Origin of the sequence: Streptomyces sp. ICC1, assembly GCF_003287935.1 — a bacterium.
Taxonomy (GTDB): domain Bacteria; phylum Actinomycetota; class Actinomycetes; order Streptomycetales; family Streptomycetaceae; genus Streptomyces; species Streptomyces tritrimontium.
This window is the reverse complement of record NZ_CP030287.1, coordinates 4,873,134-4,889,396: the sequence shown is the minus strand read 5'-3', so window position 1 is coordinate 4,889,396 and position 16,263 is coordinate 4,873,134. Positions and strand designations below refer to the sequence as shown.

Below are 16,263 nucleotides of genomic sequence, written 5' to 3'. Positions count from 1 at the left end.
CTCGATTCCCACAAGCCGTCGCGTCGCGCACGAACGTACGAGAGAGCGATTGGGGCTTGATAATTTGGACGGCAGGATTCGGAAGCGGCACATCCCGAGATCGGCATACGCACGGCTGCCAAGGCGGCGCGCGGACGAAAGCGCTCGCCGGGCGGGCGCCCCGCTTGACCGACCTCACCGACCGACCGGGGCTACCGTGGAAAATCTCGAACGAGGTGAGCACAATGAGGCGGCCCATAACCGTGTCCACATCAAGCCACGAAGCCACCGGCGCACCCTGTTGGGTGAGTCTGATGACCGGGGACCTCGTTTCCGCTCAGCGGTTCTACGGTGCCGTGCTGGGCTGGACGTTCCGACGGACCCGGCTCGGCGAGCGGTTCTCTTTCGCTTTTCGCGACGGCGCTCCCGTCGCCGGTTTCGGGGCTCTCGCCGACGATCCCCCGCTGCCTACCGCCTGGACACCGTACTTCGCCGTCGATGACGCCGACATGACCGCGGCGCGCATCCGCGAGCGCGGCGCCACCGTGGCCGTCGGCCCGCTGTGCTTCGGTACGGGCCGGGCCGTCCTGGCGGCTGATCCCGACGGGGTCGTCTTCGGGCTCTGGCAGGGCGAGATCCTCAGGGACTGGCGGGTGGGCCGCGGTACCGCCCCCGCCTGGCTCGAACTTCGTACCCGTGATGCCTTCGCCGCCGCCATCTTCTACGGGGAGGTCCTGGACTGGGCCGGCTCATCACCCCAGTCCTGTGTGGTGGCCTACGAACACGACCACGTCGTGTTGCGCCACGGCAACGACACCGTGGCACGGATCAGTGGCGGAGCGGTGGACGCGGATCCCGACCCACACGTTCGCCCTCGGTGGCACGTCTATTTCCGGGTGCCCGACTTGGAGGCCGCTGTCGAAGCGGCCGGCATCGCGGGCGGCAGGATCGTCTCCCCCGTGGAGACTTCCAGCGCCAGCCGATGGGTCACCCTCCGCGACCCGGAGGGCGCCCTGTTCACCGTCCTGGCACCACAGGGGTGAGCCGGAGTCGTGCAGTTGGCAGCCATGGCCGCAAGGTGCCCGAGCCTCAGCTCGCAACTCCCCGAAGGCTTTGTGACGTTGATCCGAGCGTCGGGCGCGGTCGGCGGGGCAGGCGCGCACCGGAGGTGGTCGATCTTGCCCGGACGGGTGGATGCGGCGCGAAAGATCCGGTCGGCGGCCACGGAGCGGGTCGCCTATCCGCGCCGCGCGGTGCGGGGAGCCGGGAGCGAGCGGGACGAGGTCGTGCTCGGGGCCAAGACCGTGGTCGCTGCGATGGCGGCCTGGGTCCTGGCGCGCTACCTGCTACCGCCGGCGGTTTCGACGTTCGCGCCGTTCACCGCGCTGGTGGCACTGCAGGCCACCGTGTACCGGTCCGTCCGCGACTGCCTGCAGTACGTGCTGGCGATGGCGGCGGGAGCCACGCTCGCCGCCACCCTGGCGGCCGTGGCCGGCATCCACGGATGGACCTTCGGCGTGCTCACCCTGATCGCACTCTGCATCGGCAGGACCCGGCGCCTGGGGCAGCAGGGCACCCAGGTCACCATCGTCGGCTTCTTCGCGTTCTCCTCAGGCCAGGGACAGATCGGCTACATCGGCCACCTGGTCGCGTCCGTCGGCATCGGCGCGCTCTGCGGCCTCGCCGCCCACCTCGTCCTCGCGCCCGCCCGGCACACCGACCACAGGCAGCAAGCCGTCACCGCCCTCTACACCACCATGGCCCAGCGCCTCAACGACCTCGCCGAGACCTTCGAAGCGAACGATCCCGACCGGGACCACCTGCGCCAGTGGCGCCGCGACTGGCGCAGGCTCTCCGCCGAATCCGAGCGCATTCGCCACGGCATCGAAGCCGAGATCGAGAACGGCCGCATGAACCCGCGCCGGACCGTCAGCGGCGCCGGCCAAGCCCTCCCCCGCGCTCGGGAAGCGATCACCGTCGCCGAACGCAGCATGGACCATCTGCGCTCCATGACGCGAACCTTGGACTACGCCATCGACAGCGGGGAATTCGGGAATCTCCCGGCCGCTTTCCGGCCCGGGTTCAGCGCAGTCCTGCGTGCCGTGGCCACCGCCGTGGAGGAGATCGGGCGGGTGTCCCCCACCGATCCGGACCTCCTCGACACGAGGATCGACGAAGCAGCCGCAGCGCTCGACCTGGTGCAACAGCACGAACGGACCGCCCCGGAAGCCTCCCCAGCCGTACACGCCCTGCAGGGCACGCTCCTCACGGATGCCGGGCGCCTCCTGGCCGATCTCCGCTCGGGCCGGCAAAGCCTCGCCAGGACCTGGGATCCTCGATTCGACGTGGCCCCGCGTGCCGTGTCGGCGGGGACGGGGCAGGCGGAATGAGGGAGACGTCAGCCGCTGAGGCAAACGAGGGCCCTGAAGCCTTGAGCGCCGACACACCCCCGGACAGCAAAAGGGATGAATGGGACCGCTTGCCACATCAAAGCGGGGTGCGGGGGTAGCCGAGCACCATGGACCCCCAGAAGAACACTCCGCTCCGTGCTGTCGCGCTCGTCTGCACCCTCTCGCCCTCCCCCGCCCCGTCCAGCTCCCAGCTGCTGGCCGAACAAACCATGGCCGCCCTCTCCGAGCACGGCGTCACGGGCAAGACGATCCGGATCGCCGACCACGACGTGAAGCCCGGTGTGAAGACCGACATGGGCGACGGGGACGCGTGGCCGGAGATCCGGGACACGATCCTGGGCTGCGACATCCTGATCCTGTCGACGCCGATCTGGCTCGGCCACGCCTCCAGCATCGCCCAGCGGGTCCTGGAGCGCCTGGACGCCGAGATCTCCGAGACGGACGACGAGGGCCGCATGCTCACCTACGGCAAGGTCGCCGCGGTCTGCGTGGTCGGCAACGAGGACGGCGCGCACAAGGTCAGCGCCGATCTCTTCCAGGGCCTCAACGACGTCGGCTTCTCACTCGCGCCGAACGCCGTCACCTACTGGGTCGGAGAGGCGATGCAGGGCACCGACTACCAGGACCTCGAGAAGACACCGGAGAAGACGGCCGGCACGACGGCCACTCTCGCCGCGAACACCGCCCACCTCGCCCGCTGCCTCAAGGCGGCCCCCTACCCGGCGAGCTGACCCACGGCCCGCCCTCGCCTGCCCCCGGAGACCGGAGACACCTCACGAAGCTGTGCGTCAAGTTGACGTTGCGAAGCACGCTTGGGCTGCCCGAAGAGGGATGTTGACATGGCAAGATACGAGGCATGACCATCCGAAAGGCCCATGCCTCGTAAGCCCCCTGGCCGACTCCGACACGAGTCGTCTCATCACGGCCAACAGTCCCGCTCCCGGGCAGTGGCTGCGCCCTTCCGGGACTCCCCGGCCTTCGCACCTGAATCTGCATGCGGACAGGTGCACCGTGACGCGCTGATCTCGGCGGACCTGTATGAAGCCTGGGGGCCCCTGGCCTCCTTGCTCTACGGGCACCCGCCTAGCAGTCGAAGATCGTCGATGTTTGTCAACTGCACTCGACTGATGTGGGCGAGCCCGTTCAGCCCGTGGGCACGTCTACGAGAGCTACTCGGCGAGCGCGGGCTGACCATCTCCACCGCAGTCCTCGTCTACCTCTTTCCTGACGGCCCCGAGTCGGAGACTGGTGTCGTTCTGTCAGACGGGGGTCGTGTCTACGAGTTCGACCTCGTCTACAACCGGATGAGGGAGGGAAGCGACCGCGACGCCGTGATCGAGCACTGGCAGGACATCACGGGCCACTGGCAGGTCCACCCTCTTCGCTCCGAGATCGCAGACGCGTTCATTTGGCGCCCCCCAGCACGGCGTACGTGCCTTGACTTCGCTGAGGAGACAACTCAGGCCAGCTGATCACCGCCTCACGCTGCCTGCGGCGCCTGCTCCGCGGTGGTTGAGAAGGCCGTGTGTTCATCGAAGACTTTGCGGTGCTGGAGGCAGATCGAGGCGATCACCACGGAGCAGTTCGACCGGGTGATGAAGACCAACCTGTACGGGATGTTCTGGCTCTCCCGCGCGGCCCTCGCCCACATTCCGCGGGGCGGATCGATCATCAACACCGCTTCGGTGCAGGGCTACCAGCCCAGCCCCCACCTGCTCGACTACGCGATGACGAAGTCCGCCATCATCTCCTTCACCCACGGGCTGGCGCAGATGCTCGCCGAGCGCGGCATCCGCGTCAACGCCGTCGCCCCGGGGCCGGTCTGGACGCCGTTGATCCCGGCGACCATGCCCGACGTCACGGAGTTCGGCAAGCAGTCGCCCCTGGGCCGAGCGGCCCAGCCGGCGGAGATGGCACCCGCCTACGTCTTCCTGGCCTCACCCCAAGCCAGTTACATCACCGGGGAGATCGTCAACGCCACCGGTGGCACACCCCTCCCCTAACCTGCCGCGCTCGAGTGCGCAGGTCGCCTTGTCGGCGATGTTCCGCTTCTCCGCATGAGCGATTCACCGGCCTTCTCGAACTGCTTGAACAGATGCGCGACCGCCTTGCCGCCCGCTGGAATACGCCGCGCACGCACACCGTCAGAGATAAACCCGCCCTACGCCTGCTATGGCCGCGGATCGCGGGTAGGCGCCGCTCATGACTGCTATCGAAACACTCGCGGCCGAAGGCCAGGCCTCGCTCTTCCTCATGTTTGCCGGAGTGGTCCTGGTCGTCCTTCTGATCGGTGCGTTCTGGTACGGGAGCCGACGCAGACGCCGGGATTCACCGCCGGCCGAGCAGCCTCCCGCCGCGCAGCGCCGCGAGGACTCCTGGCAGACCCCGGAAGAGCATGCACGCGATGAAAAGGACCAGGAGTATCCCCGACCGTGACGCGGATGCAAGCCGCGTCACGACGGCTTCACCGGAGGCAATGTGTTGCACACGGAGAACGACCGCATCAGCTATCACGATGGACGGCCTGACCTGCAGAAGGGGCGGATAGAGGAAGTCCGCGACGAGGGCCCCCATGCCGTGTACCGGGTACGTAACGAGGAGACCAACGAGATACAGGTCATCACCCAGGGCCAGATCGACTGAAGCATGCGCCTCCACTGACCGTCATGAGCCGTGAGTTCCGGCGCCCTTGAGCGCCGGCCGGACGATCGGCCCGCCCCCAGGCTCGAGCGGGCCGATACCAGGTCATTCGCCTCGCGGCCATACGGTCAGCGGGGTGCGGACGGTCAGGGCGGCGCCGGCCGGATCGCGGAAGAGGGCCGGCGCCGCCGGTGACTCAGCCCGGCCACGTGCCCGTCAGTCCGCGTACCACCACGGCGCCCGACCGGTCGACCGGGGCCTTGACCACAGCGAAGATCGCTCCCTGGATCGCTGCCTGGATCGCTGCCTTCACCGACGACGAGCGCGGCTACGGCGCACCAGGACGAACACGATGATCACAGCGCCGCCGATCAGGAGCGGAGTGCGGTTCACCCGGGCAACCGTCGCGGCCTGGCCGGCCTTCTCCAACAGCGGGTGGGGGGTCTTGTCCGCCGCGTACTGTCCGGCTCGGCTCGCGCTGCCCCACACCTGGGCAGCTGCCTGGGCAGTCTTGTCCAGGACGGGGTCGGGGGTCTTGTCCTTCACCATCTGGGCGGCCTGCCCCGCCTTCTCGCGGATCTGGTCGACGATCAGGGAGGCCTTCTCGGCAGTCTGCTGCTTCATGGCGGCGGTCTTCTCCTTGGTTCGGGCCTTGACGTCGGCCTTGGCGGCCAGCGCCTCCACGGTCTGTCCGAGTTCGTCGCGAGTGCGCTCGACCTTCTCGCGCAACTCCGCGGGGGTGAGCGTCTCGGAATGCGTGCCGGGTGCGGATCGAGAGTGGTCGTTCATCGGTGTGCCTTCTCCTTGACCTCGGCCAGGTCGGCCTTGACGCTGTTCAGGGTCTGTTCGGGAATCGGGGCGCCGGCCTGTGTGATCCAGCGCTTCCCGACCAGCGCGGTCGCCGTGGCCACCGCCGCGAGCACGCCGGAGATGGCGAGGGCTGCCACCCATACCGGCAGGACCAAGGCGAGGGCGGCAATGCACGTGGCCAGCAGGGCCTGGGCGGCAAAGAGGCCCAGGACGCCCGCCGCGGCGAAGAGACCGCCGCCCGTCCCGTAGCGCTTGCCCTTCTCCGTCATCTCCGCACGGGCCAGCTGCATCTCTTCACGGACCAGCTCCGCGATCTGCCGGGAAGCGCGCGAGACCAATGCTCCCGCCGAGTCCTCTGCCACTGGGCTCTGCTGCTGCGTCGGGCTCATGGCCGAGAGCCCTGGGCGGGCTGGTGCCGGGCTGCGTAGCGAGCCGTCATCGCGGATCCTCTCGTTGAGATGTGCATGCCGTGGTCGAGGCGCGCTTACCCCGCCATCGCCGCAACACCCACCCCATGAGCAGGAGCTCTGTGCGCGTCAGCGCAGCAGCGGGCAGAAGCCGGCCCGGATCAGGTCGGCGCCCGGGTGAGCAGCTCTCCGCCGTGGGTGGGCCTGTCGTTCGGGTGCACTCGGGGCCGGCGCGGGATCGCGGCGTGGCAGCGGGTAGGCGTGGTGTATGAACTCACGCACCCTCGACACCTCGCCCACGGCTGGGCAGACCGCGGCCCTCGACACCGCCTCGGCGTGCTGGCTGAAGACCCTGGACCGGCTCGAGCGGACGACGGTGGCCGATCCGGCCATCAGGGTGCTGCAGCGGGGGATCCGCTCGCTCCCCCTGGGTGGCATGCGCGATCTGTTGCGTGGCAGGCCATTGGGCCATCCCCTGCACCCCGTGCTCGTGCAGGTGCCCATCGGCTGCTGGCTGTCGGCTTCGGTACTGGACTTCGTGCCCGGGGCGCAGCGCGCGACGACCACCCTGACCGCCGTCGGGCTGGCGGGCGTCGCCCCGGCAGCGGTCGCCGGCTGGGCGGACTGGGCGGATCTGCCGCCGAAGCAGGCCCGGGTCGGTCTGGCCCACGCGGCCTCCAACGTGGCTGCGGTGGCCTGCTACACCGCGTCCCTGGCGGCGCGGCTCCGCGGCCGCTCCGCGAAGGGCCGGCTGTGGGCCCTGGGTGGGATGGCTGCCGTGGCCGTCAGCGGTGCGCTGGGTGGGCACGTGGCCTACCGGCAGGCCGTCGGAGCGCACGCCGCGACATGAGGGAGCGCGTCGCCGAGTTCGAAGTCCGCGGTCCCGGTCAGCTGGTGGAACCCGTAGAGGTGGCCACGGGCCCGCTCCGTGGTCTCCAGCGCCTTCGAAAGCGCGTCCAGAGCGCGCATTTCTTTCCCGGCCACCAGGACCGGAAACACATGGGAATCGAATACATGTCTTGGGTGCGGTCGGGCACACGGTGTTTCGGAGGTTGATAACTATGGTTCCCCTGCTTCTCGTTCTTCTGCTGGTCCTGATCCTCTTCGGCGCGGGTTTCGCGGTGAAGATTCTCTGGTGGGTGGCTATCGCGGTCCTGGTCCTTTGGCTGATCGGATTCGTCGCCCGCCCCAAGACCGGTAGTGGCCGCTGGTATCGCTGGTAGCCGTACGACAAAGCGCAGTTCCGACACTGCATGGCGGTGGCCGGTCACCCCTTCCCGGGTGACCGGCCACCGCCATGTCGTCGTCGGCGGGCCTTCACCAAAACGGAGTAATGAAGCCGTACATCGGGGGCACCCCGATTTCAGTCGGGACGGTCGCCGTGACGCGGCAGGGGACCTGCTCACCTCCCATGACCGACGGCCGCCCCCGGTCCCGCATGTGGATCCGGGTGCGTGAAGTCGAAGAGACAGGGCAGGCGAAGACCAGGCGGAACGCAGTACGACCGCCGAGCACGACGTACGGAACAAGGAGGATCGGCGGAGAATCCACTTTGCGCCGTCCCCCGTTGACCGGAGGAGTTGTTTTTCGCGTGACTGAGCATGTGTGGAGTTACCAGCCGACCTCGGGCCACCTGGCCGGCACCGATCTGACCGGATACAAGGTCGAGGCGACCGACGGCAGCATCGGCAAGGTCGACAAGCACTCCGACGAGGTCGGTGACGCCTACCTGGTGGTCGACACCGGCATCTGGATCTTCGGCAAGGAGGTCCTGCTCCCGGCGAGCACCGTGGTCCGGGTCGACCCCGAGGACAAGAAGGTCTTCGTCGACCGCACCAAGGAACAGATCAAGAACGCCCCCGAGTTCCACCGCGACAAGCACCTCGGCGACGCCGGATACCGGGAGGAGCTGGGCACGTACTACGGCACCGGCGCCCCCTTCGGCGGCCGCCCCGCCTGATCGCTTCCCCCTCACGACGACGCCGGTCCCGGCACCCTCTTGGGTGCCGGGACCGGCGTCGTCGTGAGGTCAGCCGCCCTCGAATTCGAAGGCCTCAGCCAATGCGGCTTCCTGCTCGACCACGTCGCCGGCGCTCCCGGCGATCACCGCGTACCGCCAGGAACGGCCGTCGGGCGGCTCGTCCGCGTAGAGAACCACGCCCTCGCCCCGCTCCGGGTCGAACGCCAGGCGGGAAGCACGCAGCCGGGCGAGCGCCTCGTCGAAGTCCATGGGACTCGGGGTCCAGCCCTTGGACACCGCCCACGCCGGGCGTGCGTTGGTCGATCCCCCAGTCAGCCGGACGACCATGCTGTGGGGTGTGGTGGTGGCCGTACGGCGGATGTTGCTCTCGCTCGCGTACGCGACGCCGTCGGTGTCCACCAGCGCGTCGAGCCCGAAGGGCCCGGCATAGCCGTGGTCGGCCAGATGGCGGCCCAGGGCCGTCCCCCACTCCTCCAGCTCGCGGGCCACATGCGCGCAGGACGGCGGCAGCGGGGAGACGTACCCCGTGAAGGAGCCCCGCACCGTACGCATCGCACCGCTGAAGACCACGCGTGGCCCGGCGCTGGTGACCTCCAGCTGGACACTGGCCGACGCGGCCACGTCGAGGCACTCCTCCACCACCCACAGGCCCTCGGGCCCGCCGACCGGATCGAGCCGCAGGACCGCCCCGCCCCTCAGGTCCTCGCGGGACACGAAGCGCAGCCCGTGCCCTCCCGCCGACCGGTCGGGCTTCACCACGACACGCCCGTGGTCGCGCAGGAGCTCGCGTACCAGGCCTTCGACCTCCGGGCGCCGGCACGTCCGCCCCGCCGGCAACCGCATGCCCAGCCGTCCGGCCGTCTCGCGGAAGCCGATCTTCGTGTTGAGCAGCATGGTCGTCGTCAGGGCGGCCTCGGCCGCCTCGACCGTGGGGTACGGATGGACCGCGCCTCCGTACGCACCTGATGGCGGCCCGGCGTGCCGTCGGCGCCGCCCTACGGGCACACGACGAGGAGGCAGAACGCGAAGCCAGGCGCCGCGTGCACACGGCAAAGGTCGCCGTCGGGGAACGCGGCATCCCGTGGTGGGACCAGACCAGTGCGGAACGCCGGGCTCGCTGGCTGGAGGGACTCGCGACGCTGGACGGGGAACCGGGTCAGGGGTGAGCCGAAGCGAGCGCGACACGTGCGGAGGGACTCGGTCGTTGACAGCACAGGACCGACGCAACGTCCGAGCCGACTCTCACCAGAATGGCTCTGGACGCCCTCGTCACGGCCCCTGGCTACGGCCGGGTTCAGGGGTTCGCAGCCCTCCGGCGAACGACCTCGTCCGTTCCCATCACCGCGTGTGGGAAGGCTGCGCGTGGAGCGAGCGGGTCGCTGCGGCGACTCGCAGCTCCTCCAAGAGGCGGCCCTGCTGGTCGGCGCGCTCCAGCAGGACGTCCAGTTCCTTGACGGAGAGACGGTCATCGGTTTCGGCCAAAGCGCGCAAGGACCGCCAGCCGGCTGCCTTGCCGTGAACCGCCAAGAGCATGGACTCGGCTTCCACGACGTCACTGAGCGGGGAGCGGGAGAGGACATGGCCGTTGGGCTTGAGGCGACCCGCCTTCTCCGCGAGCCAGCCCATGGCCGCCTTGGACTGGCTGGTGGATATCGCCAGAGCAGTCATGATCTGGGCCAATGAGTCCCGATCCTCCTCGACCCTGCGGGCCAGCCCGGACAGCACTTCGCCGTCCTCCTTGCCCGCGTGCGCCTTCGCCGCCCGCCGGAAAAGCTCCAGGCCGCCGGTGGCGGCGGCGTAGTGGTCGTTGAGGTAGATGCCCAGCAGATCGGCACGGTCGGAGCCGCCGTCCCCACTCCCGCTTGCGTCGCCGGCCCGGATGCCCTCGCAGTGCATCTCGCGCGCCACCGACGCTCCGAGCTCCTTCCAGCTGGCCTCGAACGTGGCCAGTCCTTCCCGCTCCAGCGTGTCGGTGACGTCCGCGAAGTCGACGCCGGCCCGCTCCAGTGCTTCGAAGTGGGCGGCCGCGGCCGCGAAGTCGTCCGCCACCGGCGGGGGCCCGGGAAGGGCGCCGTGGTCGGCGAACGCGGCCAGCGTGGCGCCCGGCATGGTGTTCACGGTGCCCGCGACGACGAGTTCACTGACGTACATCGTGTCGGGATAGGCCGGGTCCTTGACCCCCGTGGACGCCCACAGCGGCCGCTGCATGCGCGCTCCGGCCGCGGCGAGGACCTGCCAGCGCGGCGCCAGGAGCATCTGCTCGTACGCCTGGAACGCCAGGCGGGCGTTGGCGATCGCGGTCTTGCCCCGAAGCGCCCGGGCCCCGGGGGTGTCGAGGGCTTGGAGACGGCGGTCGACTTCGGTGTCGACGCGGGAGACGAAGAACGAAGCGACCGAGTGGATGTCCGCGATCTCGCGCCCCGCGGCGTGCGCCTGCTCCAGGCCGGTCTGGTAGGCGTCCATCACCTCGCGGTAGCGATCCAAGGAGAAGATCAGCGTGACATTGACGCTGATGCCCTGGGCGACGACGTCGGTGATCGCCTCCAGCCCCTTGCGAGTGGCCGGGATCTTCACGAACACATTCGGCCGCCCGACCGCCTCCCACAGTTTCCGAGCCTGGTCGGCCGTCGTGGCCGCGTCCTGAGCCAGCCGCGGGTCGACCTCGATGGACACGCGGCCGTCGACGCCGCCGGTGCGCTCGTAGACCGGCCCGAAGACCTCGCAGGCGTCACGCACGTCGTCGGTGGTGAGGGCAAAGACCGCGTCGTCGACGCTGGTGCCTGCGCTGCCGAGACGGCGCAGCTGCTGGTCGTAGCGGTCCCCCTTGGACAGTGCGGAGGCGAAGATCGTCGGGTTCGTCGTCACCCCCACCACGTGCTTGTCCGCGATCAGCACCTTCAGCTCACCATCGGCCAGAAGCTCACGGGACAGGTCATCGAGCCAGACCGACACGCCTGCGGCGGACAGGGCGGCAAGCCGGTCGGGGACATCGGAACCGGACATGTGAAACCTCCAGAGGGGTGCGGGGCCGCCGATGCTGACGCTGATGACGCAGTTCGCACGAGGGGCGAACGTGTCAGCGGCGGCCTTCGGCACCGTGCTTCTGCGCGTCTGCCCGCCACACTCGTCATCACGCACCGACTGCCACCGCAGCATCCGCCCTCCCCTGCGAAGGCTCCCCGTGGTTCCGCCGGCCGGGAGCTGGTCGATGTCGTCAGTCGTCAGGGGTCGGCTCGGCCGCGTCAGCCTTGCCCCGCGCCACCGTGATCTCCGTGTCCGTCCCCGCCGGCTTCGGGGCCGTGCTGGAGCGGGCTGTCGGGCCGCGAGCTGCGGTCGGGGTGACCGGCTGTGCGGCGGGCTTCCTTCATCTCCGCTACGTATGGGACGGCGCGGTCGAGCTCCAGGTCGGCGGTGCCGGTCAGCAGCGCCTCTACCGTCGCATCGCCCAGACCCGCCGGACACCGGTGAGCTCGATCAGCACCGTCCACCTTCCGCGGGAACGGCGCGAGCGGGTCCGAAGGCCGCATCCGTGGCGACGGCACCAGCCCCGGAGCAGTACCGCCGCCAGCACGAGCGTGGTCGGCCAGACGACGGCGAAGGCCACGCTCAGCAATCCCAGGAGACGGGTGCCGGGTGTCACGCGAGGGTGCAGGCGCTCCCGTTCAGGCTGAAGGCGGAGGGCTTGGCGAAGGTGCCGCTGTAGGTGCCCTGGAATCCGAAGGATGCCTGGCCACCGGCGGCGATCTCCGCGTTGTACCCCACGTTGCCGGCCGTGACCGCCCCTCGCGACGGGGAGACGTTCGCGTTCCAGGCATGGGTGACCTGCTGCCCGGAGGGCAGGGTGAACGCGAGTGTCCAGTTGCTCACCTTGGAGGAGCCGGTGTTGATGACGGTGACGTCGCTGGTGAAGCCGCCCTGCCAGACGTTCGTGGCGTACGCCACCTTGCAGGTCGAAGAACCACCCGGACCGCCCGGACCGCCCGGGTCACCGGGGCCGCCCGGGTCACCGGGAGAGCCCAGGTTGACCGTCGAGGAGAACGAAGTCACGGCGAGACCCGTGCCGTTCTGCCAGGGTTCGAATCCTGCCTGAACGCTCGTCAGGTACCAGCTGCTCTGCGCCAGCCCGCGGGAGACGGCTTGCTGGACGAAGTCCATGACGTCGAAGGTCCAGCTGGTGATCGCCGAAGGTGCGACGAACGACAGCACGTCGTTGGAGCCGTTGTTGCCGGACCACACCTCCCACTGGCGCCCGGCCACGGTGGTGGTGCCGGCCGGGGAGCCGATGGGCTGGACAGATCCGACCTTGTTGAACCAGAGCATGATCTCGGTCCGGCTCACGCCGTCCTTACGGGGGGTGGGGTCGAGCCAGATGTCGTACGAGGCGTTGTACGCCGCGTCGTTCACGTAGGTGTACGAGATGCTGGAGGGCGCGGTGGAGATGCCGCCGAGTTGGGCGGGGAGGTTGGTGCCGGGCGAACAGTTGGTGTAGTGGCAGCCGTTGTACACGGACGGGTAGGACTTCGGGGCGCCGTTGGTCGGCACCGACCCGTCGGCCCGGGTGACTTTGAATCCTGAGTCGGTGACGGCGATGCACTGACTCTCGCTGGTGCCCCACCGGTTGTTCTGGACGGTGTAGCGCCCCTGGATCGTCGCCGTTCCGAACGTCTCGCAGATCGTGGTGTCGGCCTGCACCACCGACGCAGCAGTGAACAGGGCGGCCATCGAAACGAGTGCGGTGAGCAGCGCGCCCAGCAGGCTTCGCGCACTGCGGGAATAGTGCGGTGAAGATCGCATGCGGATTCCTCTTCGGATGGGGGAGGGAGGCCGGGCAGGCCCTTGCGGGCTGCCCGGCCTCGTCGTACGCGGAGCTGTCTCCGGGCGGGGCGGGCTGTTACTCGAGCAGCTCCGCGTACGAGCCCATGGCCAGGGCGATGTCCGCCTGGGCCCAGAACCGGTGGTAGGTGAAGGCGGGCGCGGCGCCGCCCGCGAGGTAGGCCTCGATCTTCGGCCAGGCCGGGTCGTCCTGGTAGAAGGTGCGGATCGAGGCGAAGGTGGACGAGGAGTTCACCGTGTCGCCGTTCGGCATCTTGCCGGTCCACGTGCCGGGCACGTACACCGGGTTGCTGAAGCGGCTGTAGTCGGTGCGGGTCTCCTGGACGGCGACGCCCAGGGGGTCCTGGTGGTGGGCCCACATGCCGTCGAGCAGGGCCTTGGCGACGCGCTTGGCCTCGGCGTTGCCGGACTTCGCGGCGTAGTGGGTCAGGGTATTGGCGTAGGAGGCTGCCACGCCCACGTCGTCGGTGTAGTCGGCGACGGTGACGTGCAGGCCCGCGTTGGCGCCGGGAGCGGACGCGTTCCAAGTGTCGGGAGCACCGGACCACTTGAGGGTGGAGGGGATTCGGTAGGTGCCGTCGGGGTTGATCGTGGTCTTCGACAGGGCCCAGCCGACCCACTTGTCGAGCACGGTCTTGGCGGCGGCGTCACCTGTCTGCTGGTAGAGCTCGGCGACCCGCTGCATGGACCAGGCCTGGAAGCCGAACCATTGGTTGGACGCCGGGTCCTGGTAGACGGGCTTCTCGTCGTAGAAGAGGCCGTGGAAGGTGGGGGTCCCGGCCGGGGGCTGTGCGTAGCGCCCCTGCCAGCTGTTGGTCGCGCCGCCCGCGATGGCGCCTTCGTCGGACTGGAGCCAGCGGTAGAACTCCAGTTGCCGGTCGAGGCTGGTCGCCCAGTCCGCCGAGCCGGTCGCCGACTTGGGCTTCAGCGGGGCGTACTCGCTGAGCGCGTAGGCGGCGAGGGGGTTCTGGTAGCCGCCATGGGCGTGGCTGGAGCCGATCCGCCAGGACCAGGCGGCCGAGGTGTCGGTGGCTCCGCCCCAGGCGTAGTACCAGGACATCAGGTAGTGCGCGCTGTCCTTGCCGGTGCCGGCGGGGCAGACGGTCGGGCCGACACAGTTCCCGGCCTTCTTGAAGTACTTGTCGAACATGGAGTACCGCAGGTAGTCGCCCATCTTGGCCGCCTTGGAGACGGTCCCGGTGACCTGGGTCCCCTTGCCTTGTTCCTTGGCCCAGATGTCGGCCCAGTAGGCGGCCTGGATGGCGCGGGCGTCGGCGTCCGGGGCGTTGGTGAACTTCCACTGCTTGGCGTAGGAGGCGTCCCCGGTGAAGAGGTCGAGGTAGCCGTTCTTGCCGCCGTAGGCGAACTTGTCGCAGGTGGGGTGCGGAACGGTCTCCCAGACCGATTCCTCGGGTCCGCGCTGGAAGGTGTTGATGTACGAGGGTCCGGTCGCGGTCGGTCCGGCGGAGCACTTTCCGGGCTCGTTGCCGAAGCCGTAGACGTTGTCGACGTCCTGGAGCCAGTGCATGCCGTAGATGTCGTCCGTGCCGTACGTGCTCTTCAGCTCGCCGGCGATCGGGTCCACGCCGGAGGTGACCGTCCCGTCGAGCTTGGCCGGGTACTGCGAGGGGAGGTCGTGCTCGGGGGCGTAGGTGGCGGGCTTGGCGGCGTTGTAGGAGCCGGTCGTCGGCTGGTCGGCGTGGGTGGGGATCATGAACTTCTCCATGATGTCCCACGCGCCGTTGAACTTGGTCCAGTCCCCGGTGATCTTCCCGTACATCGCCTGCAGCCAGATCAGGTAGCTGTAGGCCTCCGAGGTCGTTTCGTGCCCGTGGTCCGGGGCCTCGACGATCAGCGTCTCGACGGAGTGGTACGGGATTCCCTCGGGCGAGAAGTAGCCGTTGGCCGGGTTGGTGATCTTCCCGTGGAGGTCGAGGAAGCGGGCGTCGTACGTGGAGTCGGCGCCCAGCTGGGCCACCGTCACCTCGGTTTCCGCATGGCCGGGGGCGGTCGCGGTGAAGACGGCGGAGCCGCTGCCGGTGGCGCCGGCGGTGACGGTCACTTTCTGGGCGGTGTTCCAGTTCGCCGGGGTGAAGGTCAGCCCGGCGGGGGTCGCGGTGAGGTCGGTGTTGCCCGAGGTACGGGCAACGCCCACCGTGACGTTCGCGGACGGCTGCTTGGAGAGCTTCAGGTCGAAGGCTGCCGTCTCCCCGCGGCGTACGGAGAGCTGCGCGGGGGTGGCTACGAGGGCTGCGCCCGCGGCGACGGTGATGCCGACGGGCGCCGACTCGGCCGAGGCGCCGAGGCTGTCGTAGGCCTTGGCGTAGAGGGAGTGGGAACCGGCTGCGAGGCTGGTGGCGGCGAAGGTGAAGGGCGCCGTGGTGTCCGTGCCCAGGAGCGTGGTGTCGCTGTAGAACTCCACCTTGCCCACGGTGGCGCCGTCGGCCGCGGCGGCGGTGGCGGCGAGTGGGACGGCGGTGCCCACCGTGTAGACCGCGCCCGCGGTGGGGCTGGTCAGGACGGCGACCGGAGGCTGGTGGGCTCCGGTGCACGGGGTGCCGTTGACGGCGAAGGTGGTGGGCGGGGCGTTGGTCCCGCTGTAGGCGAACTGGGCGCCGGTCGTGGCGGCCGCGCCCGCGGCGATGGTCTTGTTCCAGTCCGGGGCCGCGACTCTGACGGTCTTGCCGGTCTGGGTCCAGGTGCCGTTCCAGCCGTTGGTGAGCTGCTGGTTGCCCGTGTAGTCGTAGGTCAGCGTCCACCCGTCGAGCGCGGTGGCGGACCGGTTGGTGAGGGTGAGCTCGGCGGTGAAGCCCGAGCCCCAGTCGTTGGTCTTGTAGTCGACGCTGCACTGCACCGCGGCGGCCGCGGCGGTGGTGGCGCCGACGGCCGTGAGGGGGAGGGAGAGGGACAGGGCCGTGGCCGACGCGGTCAGCAGTCTGCTGCGTCGGACGCGTGGTCTGGGTGGGGGATGTGCCGACATGCGGATGGTTCTCCTCGCGGCTCGGGGAGACGGGGATGGGAAGAACGACTGCGCACAAGCTCTGAACCAATGGGAGCGCTCCCACTGTGCAGAGGAGGCGAGGTGCCGTCAAGACGCGTGAAGAGTCGAAAGAGTTGCGTGAGGAATTTACTCAACCCCTCTTTTGCTTGGCGGCAGTTGCCGCTACCGTCTGGCCCAAGCAAGTGGGAGCGCTTCCACGGT

Annotated in this window: 17 protein-coding genes and 2 pseudogenes; 10 read left to right on the top strand and 9 right to left on the bottom strand. The window is 69.3% G+C overall.

The genetic code is table 11. The features are described from left to right. The first annotated feature begins 293 nt into the window (after positions 1 to 293). The 7 genes and pseudogenes from DRB96_RS23090 (at position 294) to DRB96_RS43150 (ending at position 5,033) form a co-directional block, all read left to right on the top strand. On the top strand, positions 294 to 1,022 hold the full coding sequence (locus DRB96_RS23090) for a VOC family protein (RefSeq protein WP_112450177.1): 729 nt from the start codon (positions 294 to 296) through the stop codon (positions 1,020 to 1,022). Between the two features lie 135 nt (positions 1,023 to 1,157). Continuing rightward, on the top strand, positions 1,158 to 2,369 hold the full coding sequence (locus DRB96_RS23085) for an aromatic acid exporter family protein (protein WP_112450176.1): 1,212 nt from the start codon (positions 1,158 to 1,160) through the stop codon (positions 2,367 to 2,369). A gap of 128 nt (positions 2,370 to 2,497) precedes the next feature. Next, the gene (locus tag DRB96_RS23080) at positions 2,498 to 3,121 is read left to right on the top strand and encodes an NAD(P)H-dependent oxidoreductase (RefSeq protein ID WP_112450175.1); all 624 of its coding nucleotides are present in this window, start codon (positions 2,498 to 2,500) and stop codon (positions 3,119 to 3,121) included. A gap of 396 nt (positions 3,122 to 3,517) precedes the next feature. Next, positions 3,518 to 3,862 carry a hypothetical protein gene (locus DRB96_RS23075; RefSeq protein ID WP_162688691.1) on the top strand — a complete coding sequence of 115 codons (345 nt, stop codon included), beginning with the start codon at positions 3,518 to 3,520 and terminating at the stop codon, positions 3,860 to 3,862. 87 nt (positions 3,863 to 3,949) lie between these two features. Then, a pseudogene (locus DRB96_RS23070) lies at positions 3,950 to 4,393 on the top strand (SDR family oxidoreductase); the annotation flags it as partial. 199 nt (positions 4,394 to 4,592) lie between these two features. Further along, positions 4,593 to 4,826 carry a DUF6479 family protein gene (locus DRB96_RS23065; protein ID WP_112450173.1) on the top strand — a complete coding sequence of 78 codons (234 nt, stop codon included), beginning with the start codon at positions 4,593 to 4,595 and terminating at the stop codon, positions 4,824 to 4,826. A gap of 42 nt (positions 4,827 to 4,868) precedes the next feature. After that, positions 4,869 to 5,033: a hypothetical protein gene (locus DRB96_RS43150; protein ID WP_162688690.1), complete on the top strand. Its 165-nt coding sequence runs from the start codon at positions 4,869 to 4,871 to the stop codon at positions 5,031 to 5,033. A gap of 193 nt (positions 5,034 to 5,226) precedes the next feature. Here DRB96_RS43150 and DRB96_RS46330 read toward each other — a convergent pair. The 3 genes and pseudogenes from DRB96_RS46330 to DRB96_RS23055 all read right to left on the bottom strand — a co-directional run. After that, a pseudogene (locus DRB96_RS46330) lies at positions 5,227 to 5,331 on the bottom strand (DUF4235 domain-containing protein); the annotation flags it as partial. Positions 5,332 to 5,339: 8 nt separating this feature from the next. Beyond that, a complete protein-coding gene (locus DRB96_RS23060) occupies positions 5,340 to 5,819 on the bottom strand; it encodes a DUF3618 domain-containing protein (protein WP_112450172.1) in 480 nt (159 codons plus the stop codon). Then, entirely contained in the window at positions 5,816 to 6,229 is a 414-nt protein-coding gene (locus DRB96_RS23055; RefSeq protein WP_112450171.1) for a phage holin family protein, read from the bottom strand. The genes DRB96_RS23060 and DRB96_RS23055 overlap by 4 nt, the downstream gene beginning before the upstream one ends. A 286-nt stretch (positions 6,230 to 6,515) precedes the next feature. On the opposite strand from DRB96_RS23055, the gene DRB96_RS23050 reads away from it, so the two are divergent. Further along, entirely contained in the window at positions 6,516 to 7,097 is a 582-nt protein-coding gene (locus tag DRB96_RS23050) for a DUF2231 domain-containing protein (protein ID WP_112450170.1), read from the top strand. Here the strand turns inward: DRB96_RS23050 and DRB96_RS23045 are convergent. Further along, entirely contained in the window at positions 7,061 to 7,216 is a 156-nt protein-coding gene (locus DRB96_RS23045) for a hypothetical protein (RefSeq protein WP_162688408.1), read from the bottom strand. The two genes, DRB96_RS23050 and DRB96_RS23045, sit on opposite strands and share 37 nt — an antisense overlap. Before the next feature lie 92 nt (positions 7,217 to 7,308). Between DRB96_RS23045 and DRB96_RS23040 the strand changes: the two genes are divergently transcribed. Then, a complete protein-coding gene (locus tag DRB96_RS23040; RefSeq protein ID WP_112453653.1) occupies positions 7,309 to 7,470 on the top strand; it encodes a hydrophobic protein in 162 nt (53 codons plus the stop codon). A gap of 368 nt (positions 7,471 to 7,838) precedes the next feature. After that, entirely contained in the window at positions 7,839 to 8,207 is a 369-nt protein-coding gene (locus DRB96_RS23035; protein WP_112450168.1) for a PRC-barrel domain-containing protein, read from the top strand. Positions 8,208 to 8,276: 69 nt separating this feature from the next. On the opposite strand, the gene DRB96_RS23030 is transcribed toward DRB96_RS23035, so the two are convergent. The 5 genes from DRB96_RS23030 to DRB96_RS23005 form a co-directional block, all read right to left on the bottom strand. Next, a complete protein-coding gene (locus DRB96_RS23030; RefSeq protein ID WP_112450167.1) occupies positions 8,277 to 9,122 on the bottom strand; it encodes a peptide ligase PGM1-related protein in 846 nt (281 codons plus the stop codon). Positions 9,123 to 9,566: 444 nt separating this feature from the next. After that, entirely contained in the window at positions 9,567 to 11,231 is a 1,665-nt protein-coding gene (gene tal / locus DRB96_RS23020; protein ID WP_112450166.1) for a transaldolase, read from the bottom strand. A gap of 239 nt (positions 11,232 to 11,470) precedes the next feature. After that, positions 11,471 to 11,755 carry a hypothetical protein gene (locus DRB96_RS44850; RefSeq protein ID WP_112450165.1) on the bottom strand — a complete coding sequence of 95 codons (285 nt, stop codon included), beginning with the start codon at positions 11,753 to 11,755 and terminating at the stop codon, positions 11,471 to 11,473. 109 nt (positions 11,756 to 11,864) lie between these two features. Then, positions 11,865 to 13,022, bottom strand: a complete 1,158-nt coding sequence (locus DRB96_RS23010; RefSeq protein ID WP_112450164.1) for a cellulose binding domain-containing protein — start codon at positions 13,020 to 13,022, stop codon at positions 11,865 to 11,867. 97 nt (positions 13,023 to 13,119) lie between these two features. Beyond that, positions 13,120 to 16,041 (bottom strand): glycoside hydrolase family 48 protein, encoded by a 2,922-nt coding sequence (locus DRB96_RS23005; RefSeq protein ID WP_112450163.1) that lies wholly within the window; start codon positions 16,039 to 16,041, stop codon positions 13,120 to 13,122. Positions 16,042 to 16,263: the final 222 nt, after the last annotated feature.

Coding starts and splice junctions, on each gene's coding strand:
- DRB96_RS23090 (WP_112450177.1), top strand. CDS start 294: ATGACCGGGGACCTCGTTTCCGCTCAGCGGTTCTACGGTGCCGTGCTG.
- DRB96_RS23080 (WP_112450175.1), top strand. CDS start 2,498: ATGGACCCCCAGAAGAACACTCCGCTCCGTGCTGTCGCGCTCGTCTGC.
- DRB96_RS23075 (WP_162688691.1), top strand. CDS start 3,518: ATGTGGGCGAGCCCGTTCAGCCCGTGGGCACGTCTACGAGAGCTACTC.
- DRB96_RS23065 (WP_112450173.1), top strand. CDS start 4,593: ATGACTGCTATCGAAACACTCGCGGCCGAAGGCCAGGCCTCGCTCTTC.
- DRB96_RS23060 (WP_112450172.1), bottom strand. CDS start 5,819: ATGAACGACCACTCTCGATCCGCACCCGGCACGCATTCCGAGACGCTC.
- DRB96_RS23055 (WP_112450171.1), bottom strand. CDS start 6,229: ATGAGCCCGACGCAGCAGCAGAGCCCAGTGGCAGAGGACTCGGCGGGA.
- DRB96_RS23050 (WP_112450170.1), top strand. CDS start 6,516: ATGAACTCACGCACCCTCGACACCTCGCCCACGGCTGGGCAGACCGCG.
- DRB96_RS23045 (WP_162688408.1), bottom strand. CDS start 7,216: ATGCGCGCTCTGGACGCGCTTTCGAAGGCGCTGGAGACCACGGAGCGG.
- DRB96_RS23040 (WP_112453653.1), top strand. CDS start 7,309: ATGGTTCCCCTGCTTCTCGTTCTTCTGCTGGTCCTGATCCTCTTCGGC.
- DRB96_RS23030 (WP_112450167.1), bottom strand. CDS start 9,122: ATGCTGCTCAACACGAAGATCGGCTTCCGCGAGACGGCCGGACGGCTG.
- tal (WP_112450166.1), bottom strand. CDS start 11,231: ATGTCCGGTTCCGATGTCCCCGACCGGCTTGCCGCCCTGTCCGCCGCA.
- DRB96_RS44850 (WP_112450165.1), bottom strand. CDS start 11,755: ATGCGGCCTTCGGACCCGCTCGCGCCGTTCCCGCGGAAGGTGGACGGT.
- DRB96_RS23010 (WP_112450164.1), bottom strand. CDS start 13,022: ATGCGATCTTCACCGCACTATTCCCGCAGTGCGCGAAGCCTGCTGGGC.
- DRB96_RS23005 (WP_112450163.1), bottom strand. CDS start 16,041: ATGTCGGCACATCCCCCACCCAGACCACGCGTCCGACGCAGCAGACTG.